Raw genomic sequence first — 23,811 nt, 5'->3', positions numbered from 1 at the left:
ACCCATAGGGGACGCCGGAAACCCTTTGATTTTCCTTGCTTTCGTGGCATCTATCGCGACGCACCGAACCAATTCCGTCCGGTCTGAAATCGCCTTGCACACGAAGTTTGCGTCGAACGCGGAGAACTGACCTTGCGTCTGATCAGGTGCCTCGCGCCCATCGCGCTGGGCCTCATGATTCTTGTCGCCGCGCTTCCGGCGCGCGCGCTCGACGCCGTCAGCGTCCGCGGTGACGCGCCCGCGATCGACCTCACCGGCGTGCTCGAGCATCAGCGCAGCGATGCCGACCGTATCCAGGTCTCGACCGCGCCCGGCACCGACGGCATCGTCCGCCGCATCGAGGTGCGCGCCCGCGAGGGCGGCCAGAACTGGGTGGTGTTCGCGCTCGCCAACAACACCGACGACCAGCTCGACCGCCTGATCGTCGCCCCGCATTACCGCATCGTCTCGTCAGGCCTGCTGTGGCCCGACCTCGGCCTGTCGCGCATCGCGACCATCACGCCCTCGACCGGCGACCGGCCGGAGCGGCAGGAAAGCCCGACCGCCGACGTCTTCCGCGTCACGCTCGATCCCGGCGCCGTCATCACCTTCGTCGCGGAGCTGCGCACCGACAAGCTGCCGCAGCTCTATCTGTGGGAGCCGGAAGCCTACAAGGACAAGGTCAACTCCTTCACGCTCTACCAGGGCATCGTGATCGGCATTTCGGGGCTGCTGGCGCTCGTTCTCACGATTCTGTTCGTGGTGAAGGGCAGCATCATGTTCCCGGCGGCCGCGGCGCTGGCCTGGGCGGTGCTGGTCTATATCGGCGTCGATTTCGGCTTCTGGGGCAAGGTGCTCGACATGTCGAACAACGCCGAGCGCATCTGGCGCGCGGCGGGTGAAGCGATCCTGGCGGCGACGCTGCTGGTGTTCCTGTTCGCCTATCTCAACCTCAGTCGATGGCATGTGCGCTATTCGCACATCACGGTGGGCTGGCTCGCCTTCCTCGGCTCGCTGGTCGCACTGGCGCTGTTCGACCCGGCGGTGGCCTCCGGCATCGCGCGCATCTCGCTGGTGCTGATCGCCTTCGCCGGCTTCGCGCTCATCGTCTATCTCTCCACCCACGGCTTCGACCGCGCGGTGCTCTTGATTCCGACCTGGTTCCTCCTGGTGGTCTGGGTGGTCGCGGCCGGCATGACGGTGGCGGGCTCCGTCACCAACGACATCGTCGGCCCGGCGCTGCTCGGCGGCCTCGTGCTGATCGTGATGCTGATCGGCTTCACGGTGATGCAGCACGCCTTCGCCGGCGGCGGCGCCACCACCGGCGTCGTCTCCGACATCGAGCGGCGCGCACTGGCGCTCGCCGGTTCCGGCGATTTGATCTGGGACTGGGACGTTTCCGCCGACAAGGTCTTCACCAGCCCCGAGACCGAAGCCCTGCTCGGCCTCAAGCGCGGCACGCTGGAAGGCCCGGCGGCGTCCTGGCTGGAAGTGCTGCATCCGCTTGACCAGGACCGTTTCCGCGCCGCGCTCGACAGCGTGCTCGACCAGCGCCGCGGCCGCCTGGTGCAGGACTTCCGCCTGCGCACCCCGGACGGTCATTTCATGTGGTTCGCGCTGAAGGCGCGTCCCGTGGTCGGCTCCGACGGCGAGGTCTCGCGCGTGGTCGGCACGCTCACCGACGTCACCGAGCTGCGCAATGCCGAGGAGCGCCTGCTGCACGATTCCGTGCATGACAACCTCACCGGCCTGCCCAACCGCAAGCTGTTCATGGACCGGCTGGGTGCGGTCGCGCATTTCGCCAAGACCATGCCGACGCTGCGGCCGACGCTGATGGTGATCGACCTCGACCGCTTCAAGCAGGTCAACGATTCCGTCGGCATCGCGGTCGGCGATTCCATCCTGCTGACGCTGGCCCGCCGCCTCACCCGCATCCTGAAGCCGCAGGACACGCTGGCGCGGCTCGCCGGCGACCAGTTCGGCCTGATCCTGCTGTCGGAGCAGGATCCCGCCCGCATCACCGCCTTCGCCGAGACCATCCGCAAGACCATCCGCGCGCCGATCGCCTTCAACGAGCGCGAGATTTTTCTCACGGCCTCAATCGGGCTCGCACTTTCCGATCCTCAGACGCAATTGACGGACGAGATCATCAAGGATGCCGAGCTGGCGATGTATCACTCCAAGCGCATCGGCGGCGATCGCATCGACGTCTACAAGCCGGCGATGCGCGCCCGCAAGACCGACCGCCTGACGCTGGAAAGCGAGCTGCGCCGCGCCATCGAGCGGCAGGAGCTCACCATCCTCTACCAGCCGATCGTCCGGCTGGAGGACCGCTCCGTCGCCGGCTTCGAGGCGCTGGCGCGCTGGGACCACCCCAAGCTCGGGCGCATGGCGCCGTCGGAATTCATCACCATCGCCGAAGAGACCGGCCTGATCGTCGACCTCGGCATGTTCGTGCTCGACCAGACCGCAAAGCAGCTCTCTATCTGGCAGCGCGCGATGCGCTCGCGCGAGCCGATCTTCGCCTCCGTCAACGTCTCCTCGCGGCAATTGCTGCGCCACGACCTGATCCACGACATCCGCACCGTGCTGTCGCGCTCGTCGGTGGCGCGCGGCACGCTGAAGCTGGAATTGACGGAATCGCTGGTGATGGAGAACCCGGAGCACGCGGCGCAGATGCTGACGCGGATCCGCGAGCTCGGCACCGGGCTGTCGCTCGACGATTTCGGCACCGGCCATTCCTCGCTGGCCTATCTCCAGCGATTCCCGTTCGACACCATCAAGATCGACCAGTCGTTCGTGCGCACCACCAACCGCGGCACCCGCCCGGTGATCCTGAAGTCGATCATCGCGCTCGCGCACGACCTCGGCATGGACGTGGTCGCCGAAGGCGCCGAGACCGATTCCGACGCGGTCGAGCTCTACCAGATGGGCTGCGAATACGCGCAGGGCTTTGCCTTCGGCGAGCCGATGGACGCCGATGCGGCGATGCGCCTGCTGACGGAAGTGCGGCTGGAAGCGGCGAGCTGAACCCGCGACTCGCGCGCCACATCAACCTCGAGGTCGGCAGCTTCACCGCCGCCGGTCGTTCTTCTTCTTTTTCGTGAACCTGACGCTCGCGCCGTCCGGCATCCGTGTCGCCACGAACCCGGCGGCGAGGCAGGCCTCGCGCTGCGGCATCTGGATGTCGGGGCTGCGCAGGCTGTCCCACCACGAGGCACGATTCGCCGCACGCGGCAGGGCCGCGCCGATGATCTCCTCGATCTGTTCAAAGCTCAGCACGAATTCGTCCTGCTTCTGCCGCAGCAGATAGTCGCGCAACGCGTCGTAGTCGTTCACCGTCGTCCTCTCGTCCGAAGCCGGATTTGCCCGATCGGGCCTGCCCAAAACCGTGAGCCGCATCAACCGTTTCTTAACTCATTGCGGCAGTGCCGTCCTACCTTAAACACTACTCAAGCTTTCGGGCGCATCCACTAGGATCGGGAGCAAACGATGCTGTCTGGATGGCGCGAAGTCACGGCCCGCCGGCCGTGGCGGATCTCGGCGAAATTGCTGATCATATCGTCCGTCGTGACGGTGATCGGCTTTTCCACCATTTGCGTCAACGTCATGCTCGACATGCGCCGCGGCGAGGAGGCACTCGCCCGCCAGACGCTGGAAAACCTGGCGACGACCATCGAGTCCGACGTCAGCCGCAACATCGAGATCTACGACCTGTCGCTGAAGGCGGTCGCCAACAACATGCTGCTGCCCGAGCTCGCGATGGTCTCCAAGACGGTCCGCCACCTCATCCTGTTCGACCATGCGACCACGGCACGGCATTTCGGCGCGATCCAGGTGTTCGATGCCGAGGGCAGGCTGACCATCGACGCTTCCACGCTCGATCCCCTGCCGGAGAGCCGGAGCGAGGAGGACTACTTTAGGGTTCATCACGACAATCCGGAAGCGGGCCTCTTCATCAGCCGGCCGATGCTGTTCCGCGGCACCTATTCCATCGTGCTCAGCCGGCGCATCAGCGACACCGACGGCGGCTTCCTTGGCGTCGTCGCCGGCTCGATCCGCTTCAGCTATTTCCACGAATTGTTCGAGCGCCTGAGCCTCGACCCTGAAGACACCATCACCGTGCTCAGGCGCGACCGCACCATCATCATGCGGCGGCCGTTCGATCTCGACGTCATTGGCAAGAACCTCGGCACGCGACCGGACTGGAAACCGGAAAACCTCCAGGTCGGAGGCTCCTTTGCGGGCAAGGGCCCGGTCGACGCCACCCCGCGGCTCTATGTCCGCAGCGGCGGGTCCAGTCCGCTGTTCGTGGTGGCCGGCAAGCCGCTGAGCGCCGTGTTCGCGCTGTGGCAGAAGGAAGCTTATCGCATCGGCGCCGTGGTGCTGGCGCTTGCACTGTTCGTGCTGGGATCGACGCTCGTGCTCGCACGCGAGATCGACCGACGCGCCGAGGCCGAGCGCAAGCTCGAGGAGATGGCAACAACCGACGCGCTCACCGGCCTGAAGAACCGCCGCAAGTTCGATGCTGTCATCGATGTCGAATGGCGGCGCGCGATGCGCCAGAAGACGCCGGTCGCGCTCCTGATGATCGATGCCGATCACTTCAAGGCCTACAACGACACGTTCGGCCACCAGGCCGGCGACCAGCTGCTGGTCGGCATCGCCATCTGCATTTCCGATTCGGTGAGCCGCGCCGGCGACTGCGCCGCGCGCTATGGCGGCGAGGAATTCGCCGTGCTGCTGCCGAACACCTCCGCCACCGAGGCCTTCGGGATCGCCGAGGCGATCCGCGGCAAGGTGCAGGGCTGGTCCGACGATGCGGCGACCTCGACGGTCTCCTGCGGCATCGCCAGTCTCGTCCCCGCCGCCGGCATGGACTGGTCGATCCTGGTCGCCGCCGCCGACAAGGCGCTCTATGCCGCGAAGGCGGGCGGGCGTAACCAGTCCGTGGTCGCGAGCTTGCCGAAGCTGTCGCTGGTGGCGTGATCTAGGCTGTCATTCCGGGGCGGCTCGAAGAGCCGAACCCGGAATCTCGAGATCCCCCGGTGCGCAATTGCGCACCTGAGGTCTGGTCCTTCGGACCATCCCGGGATGACATCGAAGGCGTCCGCCTTCGATGTCACTGCCCCAGATACTTCTTCATCTCCGCGATCAACCCGTCGCGCAGCTCGGGGCGCTTCAGGCCGTAGGCGATGTTGGCGCGGAGGAAGCCGGGCTTGGAGCCGCAATCATGGCGCTCGCCTTCGAACTCGACGCCGTAGAATTTCTGCGACCTGGCGAGGCCGATCATGGCGTCGGTGAGCTGGATCTCGCCGCCGGCGCCGCGCTCCTGGGTCTCCAGGATCTTGAAGATCTCCGGCTGGAGGATGTAGCGGCCGGTGATGGAGAGGTTGGAGGGCGCGGTGCCCTTGGCCGGCTTCTCGACCATGCCGTCGACCTCGAACATCTTGCCGGTGCGCTTGCCGACGCCGCAGATGCCGTATTGATGGGTGAGATGGTCGGGCACTGCCTCGACCGCGATCAGGTTGGATTTGTCGCCGAGCGAGGACGCCGTCTCGATCATCTGCTTCAGGCAGCCGGGCGTGTTGAGCACGAGCTCGTCGGGCAGCACGACCGCGAACGGCTCGTTGCCGACGATGTCGCGGGCGCACCAGACCGCGTGACCGAGACCAAGCGGCGCCTGCTGGCGGGTGAAGCTGACGGCGCCGGCTTCCGGCTGGTTCTGCGCCAGGATCTCCTGCTCGGCCTTCTTGCCGCGCGCAGCCAGCGTCGCGTCGAGCTCGAACATCTTGTCGAAATGATCTTCGATGACATTCTTGTTGCGGCCGGTGACGAAGATGAAGTGCTCGATGCCGGCTTCCCTCGCCTCGTCATAGACGTACTGGATCAGCGGCTTATCGACGATGGTCAGCATTTCCTTCGGCATCGCCTTGGTGGCGGGCAGGACGCGGGTGCCGAGGCCGGCGACGGGGAATACGGCTTTGCGGATTTTCATGGGATCGATCGAATACCTGAGGACGTGAACGGAGCAATGTGATCTTGCTAGCTTGTTTGCAACCGCTAACAAAGGCGGATGTGGGGCCTCGCCGTTACAGAGTTGAGAAAAAGGCCGACACCAAAATTTCATCTTTGTTAAGCTATTGGCAACCGCAACCGGGCCTCCTGATGGCGGATTTTTGGCCTGACAGGTGGGACATGATGCAATCAGTGGCAGGACTGGCAAAACGTGCTGGATCCGTGACCAGCGTGGCGTTGGTTGCGGCTGCCTTGCTGCTGCCGGCTTGCGCGCAGGCACAGGCGCAGAACGGCCTGTCGAACCTGTTCGGCGGTATTTTCTCCGGCTCGAACCCTGCTCCCTCGCAAGCCCCGCCAGGTCCCGGCGGCGCGCAACCCTGGAGCGGCGAGGACGGCGCTTCCGGCCATCCGCTGATGACGGCGGCCGCGATCCGCGAGGCCGCCTCCAATTTCAACAATTGCGTTGCGGGGATGTGGCCCGATGCCGCACGCCGCAACATCACCCAGGAGAATTTTCAGCGCTTCACCGCAGGGCTCGCGCCCGACCTGCGCATCATGGACCTGATGGACTCGCAGCCGGAGTTCACCAAGTCGATCTGGGACTATCTCGACATTCTCGTGAACGACAACCGCCTCGCCAAGGGCCGCGAGGTGCTCGCCAAATACAAGGCGCAGTTCGACGCCACCGAAAAGGCCACTGGCGTCGATCGCTACATCATCGCCTCGATCTGGGGCATCGAGTCCAATTACTCGACGCAGATGGGCGACCGCAGCGTGCTGCAATCGACCGCGACGCTCGCCTGCATCGGCCGCCGCCAGGCTTATTTCAAGGACGAATTCCTCTCCGCGCTGGAGATCCTCAACCGCGGCGATCTCAGGCCCGAGCAGATGCGCGGCTCCTGGGCCGGCGCCTTCGGCCCGACCCAGTTCATGCCGACCGCCTTCAAGCGCTTTGCCGTGGACGGCGATGGCGACGGACGGCGCGACGTCGTCGACAATCCCACCGACCTGATCGCCTCCACCGCCAACAACCTGAAGAAGGACGGCTGGCAGGCCGGCCAGACCTGGGGCTTTGAGGTCGTGGTGCCCCAGGGATTCAACTACATGCTGGCGGACCGCGCCAAGGCGATGACGATCGCGCAATGGGAAAAGCTCGGCCTCAAGCGCCCGACGGGCCAGCCCTTCCCGCATCCGGCGGAGAAAGCCTATCTGCTGGCGCCGGCGGGCGCGCAGGGGCCGGGCTTCCTGATGCTTCAGAACTACCGGGTCATCATGAAGTACAACCCGGCCGAGGCCTATGCGCTGGCGATCGGCCATTTCGCTGACCGCCTGCGTGGGGGGCAGCCCTTCGTGCAGCCCTGGCCGCGGCAGGAACGGGAGCTGGCCCGCACGGAACGGCTGGAACTCCAGCAATTGCTGGCCCAGCGCGGCTTCTACAAGGGCACCCCGGACGGCCAGTTCGGCGGCCAGACCCGGGAGGCCCTGCGCAACTTCCAGGCCTCGATCGGGGTCCCCGCGGACGGTTTTGCCTCCTCGGACGTGCTGGAACGGCTGCGCGGACGGTGAAATCGCGCCGAAAGTAACCCTGGACAGGGATTTCGCCTGACGGCCTTGACGGGGGCGGCGGTTCCCCGGTGTATGGCCAAAGAATCTGCGAGAGAATCTGCAATAGAATCTGCCCGTTTGGCGCCTGATTCCGTTATTATATCGAGCCACTTCCAGACCCGTTGCGGGTGCCCGAGATCGCATGTCGAAGAAGTCCCTGTTCAAGGCGCTGACCGAGACCGGCCCGCTGATCGCGCTGGGGACGGCGCTTGCGATTCTGGTATCGGTCGCGGGGCCCGCCTCGGCGCAGTTCTTCAACTTCCCCGGCTTCGGCGGCCCGCCGCAACGTTCGGCCCCGCCGCCGCGTCAAGGCGGAGGTGGCGGCTGGTTCGGCGGCGACTTCTTCGCACCGTTCCAGCAGCAACAACCGCAGGCCCCGCGCCAGGATTTCTCGCGCGCGCCGGCACCTAGCAAGCGTGACACCATTCCCGACAAGAACGTGCTGGTGATCGGCGACGCCATGGCGGACTGGCTCGCCTACGGCCTGGAAGATGCCTACAGCGAGCAGCCCGACATGGGCGTGATCCGCAAGCACAAGACCACGTCCGGCCTGATCAAGTACCAGCCCAAGGGCGAACCTTCGGACTGGGCGGCGGCGGCCAAGGGCATCCTCGAGACCGAGAAGCCTGACGTCATAGTCGTCATGCTCGGCCTCAACGATCGCATCTCGATCCGCGAGCCGGTGACTGAGAAATCCGACAAGGCTTCGGACAAGGACAAGAAGAACGACAAGGGCGCGCGCGCCAAGCCGCAAGGAAAGCCTGACGCGAAACCCGGCGACGCCAAGCCCGACACCGCGGCGAAGCCGGACGACAAGCCGGCCGATGCCGACCTGCCGCAGGATGACGCCGACAACGCCGACGCGCCGCAGGTCGCTGCTCCCGAGAAGACCGCACGCAACCCGAACGGCCTCTACGAATTCCGCGACGACCGCTGGGTCGAGCTCTACGCCAAGAAGATCGAGGAGCTGGCCAACGTCCTGAAGGCCAAGGGCGTGCCGGTGCTCTGGGTCGGCCTGCCCGCGATCCGCGGCCCCAAGGGCACGGCGGACATGCTGTTCCTGGATTCGCTCTATCGCGAGGGCGCGGCCAAGGCCGGCATCACCTATGTCGATGTCTGGGACGGCTTCGTCGACGAAGCCGGCCGCTTCCTCCAGAAGGGTCCTGACTTCGAAGGCCAGATCCGTCAGCTCCGCACCTATGATGGCGTCTTTTTCACCAAGCCCGGCGCGCGCAAGCTGGCGCATTATGTCGAGCGCGAAATCACGCGCCTGCTCGCAGGCCGCTCCGGCCCGATCGCGCTGCCGAGCGAGCCGGCGACGCCCGACACCAGCGTCGAGCCCGGCAAGCCCGCGCCGCGCCCGCTCGCCGGCCCGATCGTGCCGCTAGTCGCGGCCTCGATCTCGACCGATCAATTGCTGGGCGGCCCGGGCTCGCGTCCCGCTGCCGTCGATGCGCTCGCTGCCAAGACGATGGTGAAAGGCGAGCCGCTGACGGCCCCCGCAGGCCGTGCCGACGATTATGCCTGGCCGCGCCGCGAAGTCGGCCGCGAGCAGGCCAAGGGCGATACGCCGATGGCCACGACGACGCCCGACGGCGGCGCTGCTGCTCCCGGCGCGCCGGGCGCGGCGGCTGCTGCGATCGCGCCGCCAAAGCTCGCACCGAAGAAACCGCCGGTGGTGCAGCAGCCGGCCCAGGCGACGCCGTCGTTCCGTGATTTCTTCGGCTTCGGCTCGCCGCAGCCGGCACCGCGTCAGCTGGCGCCGGCACCAGGGCCGCGCAATCCAGCCCAAAACCCCGCGATCCCGCGTCCGCCGGGCAATGTCGGCCGATCGGCGGAAGTTATCCGGTAGCTGGATTTCTGATGTGATGCGATTCCGGGCGCGCGAAGCGCGAGCCCGGAATGACGAGGCGGGGTGGCTCAGCCGTAATAGCGCCAGCGCGGCGGCGGGCGGCGTGCCGGCCGTGACATCAGCAGCGCGAGCGCGAAGCCGATGCCGCCAGCGACGAGCAGTGCGCCGAGCGGATTGTCCTGCACCTTCCTGGCAATCGCCTGCGAACCATCGCGGAAGGTCTCGCCGCTGTTGTCGTAGGCATCCTTGGCGTAGCCGGCCGCGGTCTCGCTGGCCTCACGCACGGCGTCCTTGGCCTGGCCGTAGAGATTCTGCACGGTGCCGGCAGCCTCGCGCGCCTTGCCCGACGCCTGTGTCTGCGCATCGCCCGCCAGATCTCCGACTGCGCCTTCCGCGCGGCCAGCGAATTCCTTGGCCGATCCAACAATTCGATCCTTGTCCATGTGGTCCTCCTCAGGGGTCAGCCGGAGTAACCGATCAGGCGCAGCGCAGTTCCAATCGCCTAGAGCAATCGCCTAGAGAATGAGTCCGCCATCGACGACCAGCGTCTGGCCGATGATGTAGGACGACAGCGGCGATGCCAGAAACAGCGCCGCGCCCGCCATGTCAGCCGGCGTGCCCAATCGCCGCAGGGGAATGCGCGACAAGGCACCTTCGAGCCGCTTGGGATTGTCGGTCGTGACCTTCGTCATTTTGGTATCGACGAGGCCGGGCGCGATACCGTTGACGCGAATGCCGTCCTCGGCCCAGGCCTCCCCTAGCGTGCGCGTCAATCCGACCGCACCGGTCTTCGAGGCGTTGTAGGCGGGATTGCCCATGGTGGAATGATAGGCCGCGGTCGAGGACACCATGATCAGCGCGCCCTTCGCATCCCGCAACATGGAATGAAACCGCGTCGCGCACGCCATCAGGCTCATCAGATTGACCTCGACGACCTTGCGGAAGCCGGTCATTTCAAATTCGCCCCGGCGATAGATCACAGCGCCTTGCGCAAGCACGAGGATGTCGAGACGATCGAAGGACGGCTTGAAGGCTTCGATCGCAGCGGGATTGCTGACGTCGAGCTGCGCGTAAGCGAGGCCGGTGAGATCGGAGCCATCCTCCGCCGAATATTCCGCAGGTTGAGCACGCGTGCCGCAGACCGCGACATGCGCGCCCCTGGCGCGAAAGGCTTGCGCGATGCCGTTGCCGATTCCGCTGGAACCGCCGACGACCAGCACCTGCTTGCCCGAAAAATCCAGCTCGTTCGCCATCGCGACCTCCCCTTTTATTTTGCTTGTTTGACCTGTCTGCGGATCGATGCCAGCCTTGTCAATCTCATAACAAGAAACAGAAGGACGCGAGGAAACAGCATGTCCGAATTCAAACAGCTGAGCCGGTCCGTGAAAGGCTTGACCGTTCTCGTCACCGGTGCGGCCAGCGGCATGGGGCGCGCGACGGCGCGCGTGTTCGCCGCCGAGGGTGCGAACGTCGCGGTGACCGATTATGACGAGCAAGGCGCGATATCCGTCGCGAAGGAGATCGCAGCGAGCGGCGGGTCGGCGAAGGCCTGGAAGCTCGATGTCGCCGACGGCGGCGAGATCAAGCGCGTGGTCCATGACGTTGCAGCGCATTTCGGCGGGCTCGACATCGTCGTCAACAATGCCGGCATCTCCGTGCGTGTCGCGATCGATGACGAGACGTACGAAGATGCCTGGGCCAGGGGCATCGCCGTGATGCTGACGGCGCATCCGCGCATCATCCGCGCCGCGCTGCCTCACTTGCGCAAATCGAAGAGCCCGCGCATCGTCAACATTGCCTCGACCGAGGCGCTCGGCGCCACCGCGCTGCACAGTCCCTATTCGGCGGCGAAGGGCGGCGTGGCGAGCCTGACCCGCTCGCTCGCGGTCGAGCTCGGCCGCGAAGGCATCACCGTCAACTGCATCTGCCCGGGTCCGATCCGCACCGCGATCACCGACCGTATCTCGGAAGAGCACAAGACCATCTACGCCAAGCGTCGGACGGCACTCGGCCGCTACGGCGATCCCGAGGAGGTCGCGCACATGACGCTGAGCCTGTGCCTGCCGGCCGCGTCGTTCCTGACCGGCGCGGTGATCCCGGTCGACGGCGGCCTGATGGCGCGCAACGCGTAATAGGTATGCTGCGCAAGCGTTGACATCTGCGGTTGCCGGAGTAGCTTTTTTGTCAACAGAGCGGGAGCAACCGCTCGCGGTCCGCGGGAGAAAACGCCATGACGATCGCCATCCGGCAGCTTCAGACGCATTTTGTCGGCCAGGTTTCCGGCCTCGATTTGCGAAAGCCGCTCACGCCGGGCGAGGCCCGCGAGGTCGAGTCCGCCATGGACAAATACGCGGTGCTCGTTTTCCACGACCAGGACATCACCGACGAGCAGCAGATGGCTTTCGCGCTGAACTTCGGCCAGCGCGAGGACGCGCGCGGCGGCACGGTCACCAAGGAGAAGGACTACCGGCTGCAATCCGGCCTGAACGACGTCTCCAATCTCGGCAAGGACGGCAAGCCGCTGGCCAAGGACAGCCGCACGCACCTGTTCAATCTCGGCAACTGCCTCTGGCACTCCGACAGCTCGTTCCGTCCCATTCCCGCAAAATTCTCGCTGCTGTCGGCGCGCGTGGTGAACCCGACGGGCGGCAACACCGAATTCGCGGACATGCGCGCCGCCTATGACGCGCTCGACGACGAGACCAAGGCCGAAATCGAGGACCTCGTCTGCGAGCACTCGCTGATGTATTCGCGCGGCTCGCTCGGCTTCACCGAGTACACCGACGAAGAGAAGCAGATGTTCAAGCCGGTCCTGCAACGCCTCGTGCGCACCCATCCGGTCCACCGCCGCAAGTCGCTGTATCTCTCGTCGCATGCCGGCAAGATCGCCAGCATGAGCGTGCCGGAGGGGCGGCTGCTGTTGCGCGATCTCAACGAGCACGCGACGCAGCCGGAATTCGTCTACGTCCACAAATGGAAGCTGCATGACCTCGTGATGTGGGACAACCGCCAGACCATGCACCGCGTCCGCCGCTACGACCAGTCCCAGCCCCGCGACATGCGCCGCGCGACGGTGGCGGGGACGGAGCCGACGGTGCAGCAGCAGGCGGCGGAGTAGGTGCTACTCAGCAATCGGTGTCGTCGCCCGGCTTGACCGGGCGATCCAGTATTCCAGAGGCAGCAGTGATAGAATCGAGAAGCTGCGGCGTACTGGATGCCCCGGTCAAGCCGGGGCATGACAGCGGAGGCTGAGGCACGACAGCCGACGACGGCACACCAGCTACGCGTGCCCTGCCTCGTTCGAGAGCATGCCGGGATCGATGCCGATCTTGCGCAAGGCGCGGCCGTATTTTTCGTCGACGTCGTCGCCGAAGATCAGGTCCGCATCCGCATCGCAATGCAGCCAGCCGTTGCTCTGGATTTCGGTCTCGAGCTGGCCCGGCGCCCAGCCGGCATAGCCGAGCGCGAGGATGGCGTGCTTGGGGCCGGAGCCGTTGGCGATCGCGCGCAGGATATCGACGGTTGCAGTGAGGCAGACGCCGTCGTCGATCCGGAGCGTCGCGTTCTCGATGTAGAAATCGCTGGAATGCAGCACGAAGCCGCGCCCGGTATCGACCGGACCGCCGCGCAGCACCTTCATGCTTTCGGCGTTCTCCGGCAGCTTGATGTGCTCGCCCTTCCTGATGATGCCGAGCTGCTCCAACAGCTCGGGGAAGTCGATGCTGCCGGCGGGATGGTTGACGATGATGCCCATCGCGCCTTCGGCCGAATGGGCGCAGAGATAGATCACCGAGCGCTCGAAGCGCGCATCGCCCATCACGGGCATGGCGATCAGGAGGCGGCCGTCGAGGTAGCCGGCCGAACTGGGGGGCGCGGGGCCCGTGCTGCGGGTGCTTTCGCCCGTCCTCTTGCCTGTGGGAGCCATCGGTGAAGCACTCCGGTTTCAATTCCTATCCTGATGTTGGGCCCGGCCGCTGTCAAATCAAGGCTTGCAGAGACCTGATTCGAGTGCATCCATCACAAGCAATTCAATGGTTTGACCCGGGTTGCCCCTGTAAAGACGTACCATGCTCACAAGAGTTCCCCTGCGTGCGGCGATCGGCGTCGCGACAACCCTGCTTGCGTCGTCACTGGCCCTCGCAGCCCGCGCCGACGACGCCTCGCCCTGGCAGCGCGACGGACATTCCGCGGTGCGCCTATTGGCGGGATCACGCAGCGGCGCCGTGCTGCTCGGCGGTATCGCCTTCCAGCTCCAGCCGGGCTGGAAGACGTACTGGCGTACGCCCGGGGATTCCGGTGTACCGCCGCGGTTCGACTTCTCGAAATCGGAGAATGTCGAGGCTGTGACGATCATGTGGCCGGCGCCGCTGAAGTTCGACGACGGCGCGGGCGGCCATTCGATCGGCTATCACGACCAGATCGTGCTGCCCTTGCGCATCGTCGCCAAGGCCGCCGACAAGCCGGTGACCTTGCGCGCCGAGATCAACTACGCGGTGTGCGAAAAGCTCTGCATTCCCGTCGAGGCCAGCGCCGAGCTCGGCTTCAACAGCGTCGCCTCGACCGAGGACGCCAACCTGCGTGCAGCGCTCGACACCGTGCCGAAGCCCGCCAATATCGGCGACCCCAATCCGCTGACCATTCGCGACGTCAAGCGCGACGGGCCCAAGAACGTGGTGGTCGACGTCGTCGCGCCGGCGGATGCGCGCAAGGTCAATCTGTTCGTCGAAGGGCCGACGCCGGATTGGTCGCTGCCGATTCCCGCGCCGGTCGAGCCCAGCCCGCCCGGCGTGAAACGCTTTTCCTTCGAGCTCGACGGACTGCCACCGGGCGCCAAGCCCGAGGGCGCCGCGCTGAAGTTTACGCTGGTCGGGCCGGAGAAGTCGTACGAGTTCAATACGAATTTGGAGTGATGGTCGTCCTGGACAAGCGTAGCGAAGCGGAGCGCCGATCCAGGACCCATTACCCCTGGGAGCAGTCGTGACGCGAAGCTGCTAACCCCGGGCCTTCGCCAAACTTCTCCCTGGGGTAATGGGTCCTGGCTTTCGCCAGGACGACGACGGAAAGCACCCAACCGAATCTTAACGAATGGTTGCTAATTCCCGAGGTTGCTGCAGCAAGGCTGCCGCGGCATGCGGAACGCCCTGGGGATTTTCGAATTGGCCGTGATGGATGCACAACCCGCAACGACCGGACCGGACGGGCTGATCGCGCGGCTGCGGGCTAGGCTCTCGGGCGGATCGAGCGAAGCGTCGCTGACGCGGCGGCTGGCCGGCACCATCTTCATCATCCGCGTCATCAGCGCGGGCCTTGCCTATTTTTCGCAGGTCCTGCTCGCGCGCTGGATGGGCACGTCCGACTACGGCATCTACGTCTATGTCTGGACCTGGGTGCTGCTGCTCGGCAGCATGATGGATTTCGGCATCTCGGCCTCCGCACAGAAGATCATTCCGGAGTATCGCACCGGCGGCGAGCATGCGCTGCTGCGCGGCTTTCTCTCCGGCAGCCGCTGGCTGACCTTTGCCGTCTCCGCGCTGGTGTCGCTCGGCCTCGCCGGCATCGTCAGGCTGCTGTCGCCCTGGATCGATCCGGCCGAGGCGCTGCCGCTTTATATCGGCTGCATGACGCTGCCCGCCTTCGTCGTCGCCAACACCCAGGACGGCATCGCCCGCTCGCATGACTGGATGCAGCTCGGCCTGATGCCGCAATTCATCATCCGCCAGGCGCTGATCATCGGCATCACGGCTTCTGCCTTCCTGCTCGGCTATCATATCGGCGCGGTCGCCGCGATGGTCGCGAGCCTGGGTGCGGTGTGGATCGCAATGACCGGGCAGATGGTGGTGCTGAACCGTAAGCTCGCCGGCTATATCGAGCCCGGGCCGAAGGCCTATGACATCGGCGGCTGGCTCGCCGTCTCGCTGCCGATCCTGCTGGTGGAGAGCTTCTATCTGCTGCTGTCCTACACCGACGTGCTGGTGCTTCAGCAGTTCCGCCCCTCCGACGAGGTCGGCGTCTACTTCGCGGTGGTGAAGACGCTGGCGCTGGTCTCGTTCATCCACTACGCGATGTCGGCGACGACCGCGCACCGCTTCGCCGAATACAACGCTAGCGGCGACAAGGCGCGCCTATCGGCCTATGTCGCACATGCCATCAACTGGACGTTCTGGCCGTCGCTGGCGGCGACCATCCTGCTGCTCGCGTTCGGCAAGCCGCTGCTCTGGCTGTTCGGGCCGCAATTCACGGTCGGCTACGACATCATGTTCGTCGCCGCGATCGGGCTGGTCGTGCGCGCCGCCATCGGCCCGGTGGAGCGGCTGCTCAACATGCTCGGGCAGCAGAAGATCTGCGCGCTGGCCTATGCGCTGGCCTTCGTGATGAACGTCGTGCTCTGCGTCGCGCTGGTGCCGCGCTTCGGCGGCCATGGCGCCGCGGCCGCGACCTCGATCTCGCTCAGCTTCGAGACGGTGCTGCTGTTCTGGATCGTGCGGCAGCGCCTCGGCCTGCACGTTCTGGCGTTTGGAAAATAGCCGCTCGCCTGCCCTGCCCCTTGGGGAACGCCTATTGCGTAACGGGCTCGGAAACGAGGCGAAACGACTGCCATTCGCCGGTCGGTAGCATGATTTTTCTTATTTGATCCAAGAGGTTGCTTCCCAGGGAAAATTTATTCTACGTCATATTGCCCAACTGACGAGATAAACCTAAGATTCCCCAGACCATGATTGATCCGCTTTACGTCGCCTCGGGTTTTGGCGTCGGCCTGCTTGTCGGGATGACCGGCGTGGGTGGCGGCTCGTTGATGACACCGCTGCTGATCCTGCTGTTCGGCGTCCATCCGTCCACCGCTGTCGGCACCGACCTGCTTTATGCCGCCGCCACCAAGACCGGCGGCAGCGTGGTGCATGGCTGGTCGCGCAGCGTGCACTGGCCGGCGGTGCTGCGGCTCGCCTGCGGCAGCCTCCCGGCAAGCGCGCTGACGCTGCTCGTGCTGTGGCAGCTCGATCTCAGGAGCGATGCCGAGCGCAGCCTCGTCAATCTGGTGCTGTGCTTCGCCCTGCTGCTAACCGCAACGTCCCTGATCTTCCGCAAGGCGATCATGGAACGCTACCGCAGAAAGCGGGAGCGCGTCGACGAGCGCACCACGGCGATTGCGACCGTGGTCACGGGAATCGTGCTCGGTGTGCTGGTGTCGATTTCGTCCGTCGGCGCCGGCGCGGTCGGCGTGACCGTGCTGCTGCTACTCTACCCGCGCCTGCCGATGGCGACCATCGTCGGCTCCGACATCGCCCATGCGGTGCCGCTGACGCTGGTCGCGGGCATCGGACATTGGGCGCTTGGTGACGTCGATTGGGGGCTGATGGGGGTGCTGCTGCTGGGCTCGCTGCCCGGCATCATCGTCGGCAGCTTCAGCGCGACGCGCGTCCCCGAGACGGTGCTGCGCCTGACGCTTGCCAGCGTGCTGTTCGTGGTCGCCAGCAAGATCATGTTTGCGGAGCTGAACCTGTCATCCGCGTTCGTGACGGCGCTGGCCTGGACGCATTGAACGGAAACGTCGTGCGAGAACTCGTAGGGCGGGCAAAGCCAAGCGTGCCCACCGCCTTTCGTCAATCTGAGAAAGTATGGCGGGCACGGCGCTGACGCGCCTTTGCCCACCCTACGGCATCGAGTGCCTACTCCGCCGTCCAGCCGCCGTCGATCGAGAGGTTGGTGCCGGTGATCTGCGCGGCATCGTCGCTGCACAGGAACAGCGCCAGTGCGGCGACCTGCTCGGAGGTGACGAACTCCTTGGTCGGCTGGGCGTCGAGCAGCACGTCGTTGATGACCTGCTCACGCGTGAGATTGCGCGCCTTCATCGTGTCGGGGATCTGCTTCTCGACCAGCGGCGTCCAGACATAGCCGGGGCTGATGCAGTTGCAGGTGATCTTGTGGGTCGCGACTTCCAGCGCCACGGTCTTGGTAAGACCGGCGATGCCGTGCTTGGCCGAGACGTAGGCCGACTTGAAGGGCGAGGCGACCAGCGAGTGCGCCGACGCCGTGTTGATGATGCGACCCCAGCCCTTCTTCTTCATGCCGGGCACCGCGGCGCGAATGGCATGGAAGGCCGAGGACAGGTTGATCGCGATGATCTGGTCCCATTTCTCCGGCGGGAATTCCTCGATCGGCGAGACGAACTGGATGCCGGCATTGTTGACGAGGACGTCGACCGAGCCGAAGGTCTTCTCGCCGAGCGCGATCATCCCGGCGATCTCGGCCGGCTTGGTCATGTCGGCGGGCGAGTAGATCGCCTTCCCGCCGAAGTCCGCCTCGATCTTCGCACGTTCCTTCTCGATGTCCTCGGCCGAGCCGAAGCCGTTGATGACGACGTTGGCACCGGCCGCCGCGAAGGCACGCGCATAGGCGAGCCCGATACCGCTGGTCGATCCGGTCACGACGGCGTTCTTGCCTGACAGACTACCCATTCTATTCGCTCCTTTTTGCCGGGGGCGCGGAGACGTCCCCCGTGAGATCGTAGGTCACCATGGTCTCGCCGGATTGCGGCTGATCGAGCCTGTCCTTGTGGCGCATCGACAGATGCACGTCGCGCACGCCGGCTTCCCAATGCTCGACCATGGCCACGTGCGAGAAATCATAGTCCTTGGACGAGGATTCGTAATTCTTGCTGCGGTAGATCAGGTGCACCACGGTGACCGTGCTCTCACGAGATGCCTTCGCAAGGAATTCGACGGAAGGGTCGTTCTTGAGATAATCGGGCAATTTGGAAATCAGGTCGCGCACCGCCCTGCGGGCGTTGTGGATCTGCTTGTTCTTGTCGGTGTTCATCCGCGTGCGGCTGGAGAAGCGGATGTCCTTCTCGCGCTCGGTGGCCTCTAACAGCGAATTCGGCAGGTCGCCGCGGGCGCTGAACAGATCCACCTGGAAGATCAGCATGTCGCGAGCCACCTCGGCATCGAGCACGTAGTCGAGCGGCGTGTTGGAGGCGATGCCGCCGTCCCAGTAATGCTCGCCGTCGATGACGACGGACGGAAAGCCCGGCGGCAGCGCGCCGGAGGCCATGATGTGCTCGGGACCGATCTTCTTGCCGAGTTTCTTGAACTCGTAATTGTCGAAATATTTGAAGTTGCCGGAGGTGACGCCGACGGCGCCGACGGAGAAGCGCGTCTTGAGGTCGTTGATGCGGTCGAAATCGACCAGCCGCTCCAGCGTCTTCTTCAGGGGCGACGTGTCGTAGTAGCTTTCCGCTTCGGGATGGCCCGGCGGCCACATCGGCGCGGGCGGGACGCGCGGGACGAAGAAGCCGGGTACGCCGAAGGTCGCGATCAGCGCGGCGCTGGTAGAGTTGAACAGCTCGCGGCTGTGGTCGCTCTTGCCGATCGGCTTCCACGGCACCGGCGCCGAGACCATCTCCCAGAATTCCTTCATCCGCTTGACGCGGGTGTGGCCCTCATTGCCGGCGATGATGGCGGCGTTGACCGCCCCGATGGAGATGCCGGCGACCCATTCGGGCTCGAAGCCATAGCCGCACAGCGCCTGATAGGCGCCGGCCTGATAGGAGCCGAGCGCACCGCCGCCCTGCAACACCAGGACACGTTGCGCATTTGCGGGGACGCTGGCGGTTTCCGGGCTGGTATGATCTGTCATACGGGAACAATAGCAGATGGCGAGCGACCGTGGCGACAGTTCGCCGCGGCGTCAATGCATCCCGGGATCAAGTCTGGCTTATCGGGGATCCGTCGAGGCCAGGATCATGGTCCAGAACACCTTGTACTTGGTGCCTGGAGCATAGCCCGCCGCGATGCCCAATTTTGTGACACCGCTCTTGAGCATGTTCGCCCGGTGCGGGGGCGAGTCGCGCCAGCCGGAAAACGCTTCCGCCAACGTATGATAGCCGGCCGAGACGTTCTCGACCGCCACGCTGGCCGGATAGCCGCCGGCACTGAGGCGCTTGGCCAGGGGCGCGCGAACGTCATGGTCCATCTTGTTGGCCGCCGCCATCGCCTGGGACTGGGATTCGGCGAGCCGCATCAGGTCGGGGTCGATCACGACGGTGCCGAGCCCATTGTTCTGGCGGTATTGCGAGATCATCACCGCGGCCGCCGGCGCGTCGAGCTTGGCGCCCGGGACCGCCATATCGGCATACATCGACGGCTGCTGGACCGGTGCTTCGTTGCCGGCACAGCCGGCGAGCAGCAAAGTAATGAGTATTGCGGCCGCAGCGCGCATGAATCGGGGCCCCCAAATGAAGGGCCGTTGTTGCATACCAACCGTGGCTGAAAGGTGAATTTTGAGGAAAATCGACGCAAGTCGTTCCGGGGCGATGCGAAGCATCGAACTAGGGTGCGCAATTGCGCACCTGAGAATCTCGAGATTCCCCGGTGCGCAACTGCGCACCTGAGGTCTGGTCCTTCGGACCATCCCGGAACGACGGGGCGTTAACCCGCGAATATCCGGTAGCGGCGGGGCTCGAGGCCGACCCTGTCTCCGGCGCGGAGTTCCCTGTCGCGGGGAGCGTCGATCTCGATGGTTTCGCCGCCGAACAGCGCCACCTCGGCCCGCTGCACCGGGCCGAAATTCCGGACATGCCGCACGGCGCCCTCGAAGGCGCCAGTGCCGGGCGGACCGACCAGCATGTCATGTCGCCGCACGAACAGTCGCGACGCGCCAGGCGCAAGTCCGTCCGCCGCAAGCCGGAGCGGCCGCTCGCCGAGCCGGACCACGCCGTCGTCAATCCTGACCGGGAGCTCGATGGATTCGCCGATGAAGCCGTGGACAAAAGCAGTCGCCGGGCTTTCATAGACGTCTTCGGGCGAGCCGATCTGCTCGATCCTGCCCTTGTCCATCACCACGACGCGGTTGGCGACTTCCAGCGCTTCCTCCTGGTCGTGGGTGACGAAGATCGAGGTGACGTTGATCTCGTGATGCAGCGAGCGCAGCCATTTGCGCAGTTCTTTCCGCACCTTCGCATCGAGCGCGCCGAACGGCTCGTCGAGCAACAGGATGCGCGGCTCGATCGCGAGCGCGCGGGCGAGCGCGATGCGCTGGCGCTGGCCGCCGGAGAGCTGGCTCGGGTAGCGGTCGGCAAGCCAGTCGAGCTGCACGAGATCGAGCAGCTCCTTCACCCGGGCGCGGATCCTGGCTTCCTCTTTCCGGACCGCGCGCGGCTGCACGCGCAGGCCGAAGGCGACGTTCTCGAACACCGTCATGTGGCGGAACAGTGCGTAATGCTGGAACACGAAGCCGACGTGCCGCTCACGCGCGCCCTGCGCCAGCGCGTCCTCGCCGTTGAAGGAGACCTCGCCCGAGTCGGGCCAGTCGAGGCCAGCGATGATGCGCAGCAGCGTGGTCTTGCCGGAGCCCGAAGGCCCGAGCAGCGCCAGCAGCTCGCCATTGTCGACCTTGAGGTTGACGCCATCGAGGGCGGCAAAGCTGCCGAACTTCTTGACGAGATTCCTGACTTCAATGGTCACTTGCGTCCTGTCCTTCGTCCAGATGACGTTCGAGAACGGTCTTTGCGATCAGCGTGATCAGCGCCAGCATCGCCAGCAGCGAGGCGATCGCGAATGCGGCGACGAACTGGTACTCGTTGTAGAGGATCTCGACCAGCAGCGGCATGGTGTTGGTCTCGCCGCGAATATGGCCCGACACGACCGACACCGCACCGAACTCGCCCATCGCGCGCGCGTTGCAGAGCAGGACGCCGTAGAGCACGCCCCATTTGATGTTCGGCAGCGTGACGCGGAAGAAGGTTTGCAGGCCCGAGGCGCCGAGCGAGATCGCGGCTTCCTCTTCCTGCGTGCCCTGCTCCTGCATCAGGGGGATCAGCGCGCGCGCCACGAAGGGGAAGGTCACGAAGGTGGTCGCGAGCGCAATGCCGGGCACAGCGAACAGGATCTGGATGTCGTGATCCCTAAGCCAGCCGCCGAAATAGCCCTGCGCGCCGAACAGCAGCACGAAGACGAGACCCGAGATCACCGGGCTCACCGAGAACGGCAGGTCGATCAGCGTGATCAGGAAGGTCTTGCCGCTGAACTCGAACTTGGCGATGGCCCAGGCGGCGACGAGGCCGAATACGAGATTGAGGCCGACCGAGATCGCGGCGACCAGCAGCGTCAGCTTGATCGCTGACAACGCCTCCGGGTCGGCGAGCGCGGAAAGATAGGCCAGAATGCCTCTCGAGAACGCCTGCGCGAACACGACGACCAGCGGCAACACGACGAAGACGGAGAGGAACAGCACCGCCAGCGTGATGATGGCGATGCGCACCGCGCGCGGTTCGGTGCGAAGGTTGTCCTGCGCGGCCGCCGCATGCGCGCGCGCCCTGGCGTCCGAGGCCGAGAGCGAGACGGAATCTGCCATCTGCATCGTCATCGCATCCGCCCTCAGCGCGCCGGGATCCGGCTCTGCGCCCAGCGCTGGAGCCGGTTGACGGCGAAGATAATGACGAAGGAGACGACGAGCATGACCACCGCAATGGCGGTCGCATCGGCGTAGCGGAATTCGGAGAGCCGGATCACGATCAGCAATGGCGCGATCTCGGAGACGTTCGGCAAATTGCCGGCGATGAAGATCACCGAACCGTATTCACCGACCGCGCGGGCGAAGGCGAGCGCGAGGCCCGCGAGCAGCGCCGGCGCGAGCGAAGGCAGGATCACGCGGATGATGGTCTGCCAGCGGCTCGCGCCCAGGCTGCCCGCGGCCTCCTCGATCTCGGGGTCGAGATCCTGGAGCACCGGCTGCACGGTGCGCACCACGAAGGGGATGCCGATGAAGATCATGGCGACAAAGATGCCGACCGGCGTGAACGCCACCTTGATGCCAAGCGCGGCGAGCGGCGCGCCCAGCCAGCCCTTCTCGGCAAACAGCGCGGTCAGCGCGACGCCGGCGACCGCCGTCGGCAGCGCGAACGGCACGTCGACGATGGCGTCGAACAGGCGCCGGCCGGGAAACCGGTAGCGCACCAACGCCCAGACGATGATGCTGCCCATGACCAGATTGACGCAGGCCGCCGCGAAGGCGAGCCCAAACGAGACCCGCAGCGCATTCAGGGTGCGGCGGCTGGAGAGGATGTTCCAGAACTGCTCGGGGCTCAGCTCGAGCGATTTCAGGAACAGGCCGGCGAGTGGAATCAGGATGATGATGGATAGCCAGGAAAGCGTCAGCCCCATGGTGAGACCGAAGCCCGGCAATGTCCGGCGTCGTGCTGCTACAACTGCGCTCACCAGGCCCCCTGCTACAGCCTCCTAAGACAGCGCCCGATCAGTTCTTGTAGATCTGATCGAAAATGCCGCCGTCGGCAAAATGTTCCTTCTGCGCCTTGGTCCAGCCGCCGAAAACGTCGTCGATCGTGAACAGCTCGACCTTGGCGAACGAGTTTTCATACTTTTTGGCGATCGCGGCATCGCGCGGACGGTAGAAATTGCGCGCGGCGATCTCCTGGCCTTCTCTGGTGTACCAGTACTGAAGGTAGGCATCGGCGGCGTTGCGGGTGCCTTTTTTATCGGCGACCTTGTCGACGATCGCGACCGGCGGTTCGGCCAGGATCGATAGCGGCGGCGCCACGATCTCGAATTTTTCCGGACCGAATTCCTTGAGCGCGAGATAGGCCTCGTTCTCCCAGGCGAGCAGCACGTCGCCGACGCCGCGCTCGACGAAGGTCACGGTGGCGCCGCGCGCGCCGGTATCGAGCACCGGCACCTGCTGGTAAAGCTTTCCGATGAAATCCTTGGCCTTGTCGGCCGATCCGTATTTCTTTTGCGCAAAGCCCCAGGCCGCCAGATAGTTCCAGCGCGCGCCGCCCGACGTCTTCGGGTTGGGCGTGATCACGGCGACGCCCGGCTTGAGCAGGTCGTCCCAGTCCTTGATGCCCTTCGGATTGCCCTTGCGCACCAGGAACACGATGGTGGACGTGTAGGGTGATGAATTCTGCGGCAGACGCTTTTGCCAGTCGGCCGTAATGAGGCCCTTGCTCGCGATCGCATTGATGTCATAGGCGAGCGCGAGCGTCACCACATCGGCCTGCAATCCGTCGATCACCGCGCGCGCCTGCGATCCGCTGCCGCCATGCGACTGCTTGATCTCGACGCTCTTGCCGGTTTCCTTCTGATAGGCGTTCACGAACGCCTTGTTGAACTCGCCATAGAGCTCGCGCGTCGGATCGTACGACACGTTCAGAAGATTGATGTCAGCAGCGAGAGCCGAGCTTGCCAAGAAGCCTGTCGCCAGGAGGCCTGCCGCGAGCAGAACGATACGGCGCATCATGTCCATCTCCATTCACCTCAGCGACGTCGATGTCGCCGATGGCACACGGGCATAACTCGGGACAAACCGCTCCTAAGTCAACGGAACCGGATTTTCTTGTTCGCGGC

21 protein-coding genes are annotated in these 23,811 nt (G+C 65.2%); 9 read left to right on the top strand and 12 right to left on the bottom strand.

The annotated features are described in order from the left end of the window. Positions 1 to 132: 132 nt before the first annotated feature. A complete protein-coding gene (locus BJA_RS07680; RefSeq protein WP_028173457.1) occupies positions 133 to 3,009 on the top strand; it encodes an EAL domain-containing protein in 2,877 nt (958 codons plus the stop codon). A gap of 42 nt (positions 3,010 to 3,051) precedes the next feature. Here the strand turns inward: BJA_RS07680 and BJA_RS07675 are convergent, their stop codons facing one another. Beyond that, entirely contained in the window at positions 3,052 to 3,318 is a 267-nt protein-coding gene (locus BJA_RS07675) for a DUF7662 domain-containing protein (protein ID WP_028173458.1), read from the bottom strand. 153 nt (positions 3,319 to 3,471) lie between these two features. Between BJA_RS07675 and BJA_RS07670 the strand changes: the two genes are divergently transcribed. Further along, positions 3,472 to 4,968, top strand: a complete 1,497-nt coding sequence (locus BJA_RS07670; protein ID WP_011084316.1) for a sensor domain-containing diguanylate cyclase — start codon at positions 3,472 to 3,474, stop codon at positions 4,966 to 4,968. Positions 4,969 to 5,101: 133 nt separating this feature from the next. Here BJA_RS07670 and BJA_RS07665 read toward each other — a convergent pair whose 3' ends face one another. Beyond that, positions 5,102 to 5,977, bottom strand: a complete 876-nt coding sequence (locus BJA_RS07665) for a UTP--glucose-1-phosphate uridylyltransferase (protein ID WP_011084315.1) — start codon at positions 5,975 to 5,977, stop codon at positions 5,102 to 5,104. Positions 5,978 to 6,180: 203 nt separating this feature from the next. On the opposite strand from BJA_RS07665, the gene BJA_RS07660 reads away from it, so the two are divergent. Together BJA_RS07660 and BJA_RS07655 are read left to right on the top strand one after the other, a co-directional pair. Next, positions 6,181 to 7,563, top strand: a complete 1,383-nt coding sequence (locus BJA_RS07660) for a lytic murein transglycosylase (protein WP_370163494.1) — start codon at positions 6,181 to 6,183, stop codon at positions 7,561 to 7,563. A gap of 181 nt (positions 7,564 to 7,744) precedes the next feature. Next, positions 7,745 to 9,454, top strand: coding sequence for an SGNH/GDSL hydrolase family protein (locus BJA_RS07655; RefSeq protein ID WP_011084313.1), 1,710 nt, complete (start codon positions 7,745 to 7,747; stop codon positions 9,452 to 9,454). A gap of 68 nt (positions 9,455 to 9,522) precedes the next feature. Here the strand turns inward: BJA_RS07655 and BJA_RS07650 are convergent, their stop codons facing one another. Together BJA_RS07650 and BJA_RS07645 are read right to left on the bottom strand one after the other, a co-directional pair. Further along, positions 9,523 to 9,897: a CsbD family protein gene (locus tag BJA_RS07650; RefSeq protein ID WP_011084312.1), complete on the bottom strand. Its 375-nt coding sequence runs from the start codon at positions 9,895 to 9,897 to the stop codon at positions 9,523 to 9,525. 72 nt (positions 9,898 to 9,969) lie between these two features. After that, the gene (locus BJA_RS07645; RefSeq protein ID WP_011084311.1) at positions 9,970 to 10,707 is read right to left on the bottom strand and encodes an SDR family NAD(P)-dependent oxidoreductase; all 738 of its coding nucleotides are present in this window, start codon (positions 10,705 to 10,707) and stop codon (positions 9,970 to 9,972) included. A gap of 99 nt (positions 10,708 to 10,806) precedes the next feature. Between BJA_RS07645 and BJA_RS07640 the strand changes: the two genes are divergently transcribed. After that, the gene (locus BJA_RS07640; RefSeq protein WP_038965382.1) at positions 10,807 to 11,586 is read left to right on the top strand and encodes an SDR family NAD(P)-dependent oxidoreductase; all 780 of its coding nucleotides are present in this window, start codon (positions 10,807 to 10,809) and stop codon (positions 11,584 to 11,586) included. A 98-nt stretch (positions 11,587 to 11,684) separates the two neighbouring features. Then, positions 11,685 to 12,572, top strand: coding sequence for a TauD/TfdA dioxygenase family protein (locus BJA_RS07635; protein ID WP_011084309.1), 888 nt, complete (start codon positions 11,685 to 11,687; stop codon positions 12,570 to 12,572). Between the two features lie 162 nt (positions 12,573 to 12,734). Here the strand turns inward: BJA_RS07635 and BJA_RS07630 are convergent, their stop codons facing one another. Further along, positions 12,735 to 13,379 carry a YqgE/AlgH family protein gene (locus tag BJA_RS07630; RefSeq protein ID WP_011084308.1) on the bottom strand — a complete coding sequence of 215 codons (645 nt, stop codon included), beginning with the start codon at positions 13,377 to 13,379 and terminating at the stop codon, positions 12,735 to 12,737. Between the two features lie 142 nt (positions 13,380 to 13,521). Here BJA_RS07630 and BJA_RS07625 point away from each other — a divergent pair, with 142 nt between their 5' ends. The 3 genes from BJA_RS07625 to BJA_RS07615 all read left to right on the top strand — a co-directional run bounded on the left by BJA_RS07625 (position 13,522) and on the right by BJA_RS07615 (position 16,991). Then, positions 13,522 to 14,364 (top strand): protein-disulfide reductase DsbD domain-containing protein, encoded by an 843-nt coding sequence (locus BJA_RS07625; protein ID WP_011084307.1) that lies wholly within the window; start codon positions 13,522 to 13,524, stop codon positions 14,362 to 14,364. A 246-nt stretch (positions 14,365 to 14,610) separates the two neighbouring features. Further along, a complete protein-coding gene (locus tag BJA_RS07620; protein ID WP_038965385.1) occupies positions 14,611 to 15,978 on the top strand; it encodes a flippase in 1,368 nt (455 codons plus the stop codon). 188 nt (positions 15,979 to 16,166) lie between these two features. Next, positions 16,167 to 16,991 carry a sulfite exporter TauE/SafE family protein gene (locus BJA_RS07615; protein WP_011084305.1) on the top strand — a complete coding sequence of 275 codons (825 nt, stop codon included), beginning with the start codon at positions 16,167 to 16,169 and terminating at the stop codon, positions 16,989 to 16,991. Positions 16,992 to 17,118: 127 nt separating this feature from the next. Here BJA_RS07615 and BJA_RS07610 read toward each other — a convergent pair whose 3' ends face one another. The 7 genes from BJA_RS07610 to BJA_RS07580 all read right to left on the bottom strand — a co-directional run bounded on the left by BJA_RS07610 (position 17,119) and on the right by BJA_RS07580 (position 23,704). Then, a complete protein-coding gene (locus tag BJA_RS07610; RefSeq protein WP_011084304.1) occupies positions 17,119 to 17,907 on the bottom strand; it encodes a 3-hydroxybutyrate dehydrogenase in 789 nt (262 codons plus the stop codon). Position 17,908: 1 nt separating this feature from the next. Beyond that, on the bottom strand, positions 17,909 to 19,087 hold the full coding sequence (locus BJA_RS07605; RefSeq protein ID WP_011084303.1) for a DUF3734 domain-containing protein: 1,179 nt from the start codon (positions 19,085 to 19,087) through the stop codon (positions 17,909 to 17,911). Positions 19,088 to 19,165: 78 nt separating this feature from the next. Continuing rightward, positions 19,166 to 19,669, bottom strand: a complete 504-nt coding sequence (locus tag BJA_RS07600; RefSeq protein ID WP_038965381.1) for a CAP domain-containing protein — start codon at positions 19,667 to 19,669, stop codon at positions 19,166 to 19,168. A gap of 209 nt (positions 19,670 to 19,878) precedes the next feature. Then, on the bottom strand, positions 19,879 to 20,913 hold the full coding sequence (locus tag BJA_RS07595) for a sulfate/molybdate ABC transporter ATP-binding protein (RefSeq protein ID WP_011084301.1): 1,035 nt from the start codon (positions 20,911 to 20,913) through the stop codon (positions 19,879 to 19,881). Beyond that, positions 20,903 to 21,814 carry a sulfate ABC transporter permease subunit CysW gene (gene cysW / locus BJA_RS07590; protein WP_011084300.1) on the bottom strand — a complete coding sequence of 304 codons (912 nt, stop codon included), beginning with the start codon at positions 21,812 to 21,814 and terminating at the stop codon, positions 20,903 to 20,905. The genes BJA_RS07595 and cysW overlap by 11 nt, the downstream gene beginning before the upstream one ends. 11 nt (positions 21,815 to 21,825) lie before the next feature. Beyond that, the gene (gene cysT, locus BJA_RS07585) at positions 21,826 to 22,632 is read right to left on the bottom strand and encodes a sulfate ABC transporter permease subunit CysT (RefSeq protein WP_162494196.1); all 807 of its coding nucleotides are present in this window, start codon (positions 22,630 to 22,632) and stop codon (positions 21,826 to 21,828) included. A 70-nt stretch (positions 22,633 to 22,702) separates the two neighbouring features. After that, complete coding sequence (locus BJA_RS07580) at positions 22,703 to 23,704, bottom strand: sulfate ABC transporter substrate-binding protein (RefSeq protein WP_038965384.1); 1,002 nt, start codon at positions 23,702 to 23,704, stop codon at positions 22,703 to 22,705. Positions 23,705 to 23,811 lie beyond the last annotated feature (107 nt).

The organism is Bradyrhizobium diazoefficiens USDA 110 (genome assembly GCF_000011365.1).
Classification (GTDB): Bacteria; Pseudomonadota; Alphaproteobacteria; order Rhizobiales; family Xanthobacteraceae; genus Bradyrhizobium; species Bradyrhizobium diazoefficiens.
The sequence above is the reverse complement of the archived record's forward strand: the minus strand, read 5'-3'. Positions and strand labels throughout refer to the sequence as shown.

Excerpts from the sequence above, each read along its gene's own strand:
- BJA_RS07670 (WP_011084316.1), top strand. The coding sequence starts at position 3,472 with ATGCTGTCTGGATGGCGCGAAGTCACGGCCCGCCGGCCGTGGCGGATC.
- BJA_RS07665 (WP_011084315.1), bottom strand. The coding sequence starts at position 5,977 with ATGAAAATCCGCAAAGCCGTATTCCCCGTCGCCGGCCTCGGCACCCGC.
- BJA_RS07660 (WP_370163494.1), top strand. The coding sequence starts at position 6,181 with ATGCAATCAGTGGCAGGACTGGCAAAACGTGCTGGATCCGTGACCAGC.
- BJA_RS07655 (WP_011084313.1), top strand. The coding sequence starts at position 7,745 with ATGTCGAAGAAGTCCCTGTTCAAGGCGCTGACCGAGACCGGCCCGCTG.
- BJA_RS07650 (WP_011084312.1), bottom strand. The coding sequence starts at position 9,897 with ATGGACAAGGATCGAATTGTTGGATCGGCCAAGGAATTCGCTGGCCGC.
- BJA_RS07645 (WP_011084311.1), bottom strand. The coding sequence starts at position 10,707 with ATGGCGAACGAGCTGGATTTTTCGGGCAAGCAGGTGCTGGTCGTCGGC.
- BJA_RS07640 (WP_038965382.1), top strand. The coding sequence starts at position 10,807 with ATGTCCGAATTCAAACAGCTGAGCCGGTCCGTGAAAGGCTTGACCGTT.
- BJA_RS07635 (WP_011084309.1), top strand. The coding sequence starts at position 11,685 with ATGACGATCGCCATCCGGCAGCTTCAGACGCATTTTGTCGGCCAGGTT.
- BJA_RS07630 (WP_011084308.1), bottom strand. The coding sequence starts at position 13,379 with ATGGCTCCCACAGGCAAGAGGACGGGCGAAAGCACCCGCAGCACGGGC.
- BJA_RS07625 (WP_011084307.1), top strand. The coding sequence starts at position 13,522 with ATGCTCACAAGAGTTCCCCTGCGTGCGGCGATCGGCGTCGCGACAACC.
- BJA_RS07615 (WP_011084305.1), top strand. The coding sequence starts at position 16,167 with ATGATTGATCCGCTTTACGTCGCCTCGGGTTTTGGCGTCGGCCTGCTT.
- BJA_RS07610 (WP_011084304.1), bottom strand. The coding sequence starts at position 17,907 with ATGGGTAGTCTGTCAGGCAAGAACGCCGTCGTGACCGGATCGACCAGC.
- BJA_RS07605 (WP_011084303.1), bottom strand. The coding sequence starts at position 19,087 with ATGACAGATCATACCAGCCCGGAAACCGCCAGCGTCCCCGCAAATGCG.
- BJA_RS07600 (WP_038965381.1), bottom strand. The coding sequence starts at position 19,669 with ATGCGCGCTGCGGCCGCAATACTCATTACTTTGCTGCTCGCCGGCTGT.
- cysW (WP_011084300.1), bottom strand. The coding sequence starts at position 21,814 with ATGACGATGCAGATGGCAGATTCCGTCTCGCTCTCGGCCTCGGACGCC.
- BJA_RS07580 (WP_038965384.1), bottom strand. The coding sequence starts at position 23,704 with ATGATGCGCCGTATCGTTCTGCTCGCGGCAGGCCTCCTGGCGACAGGC.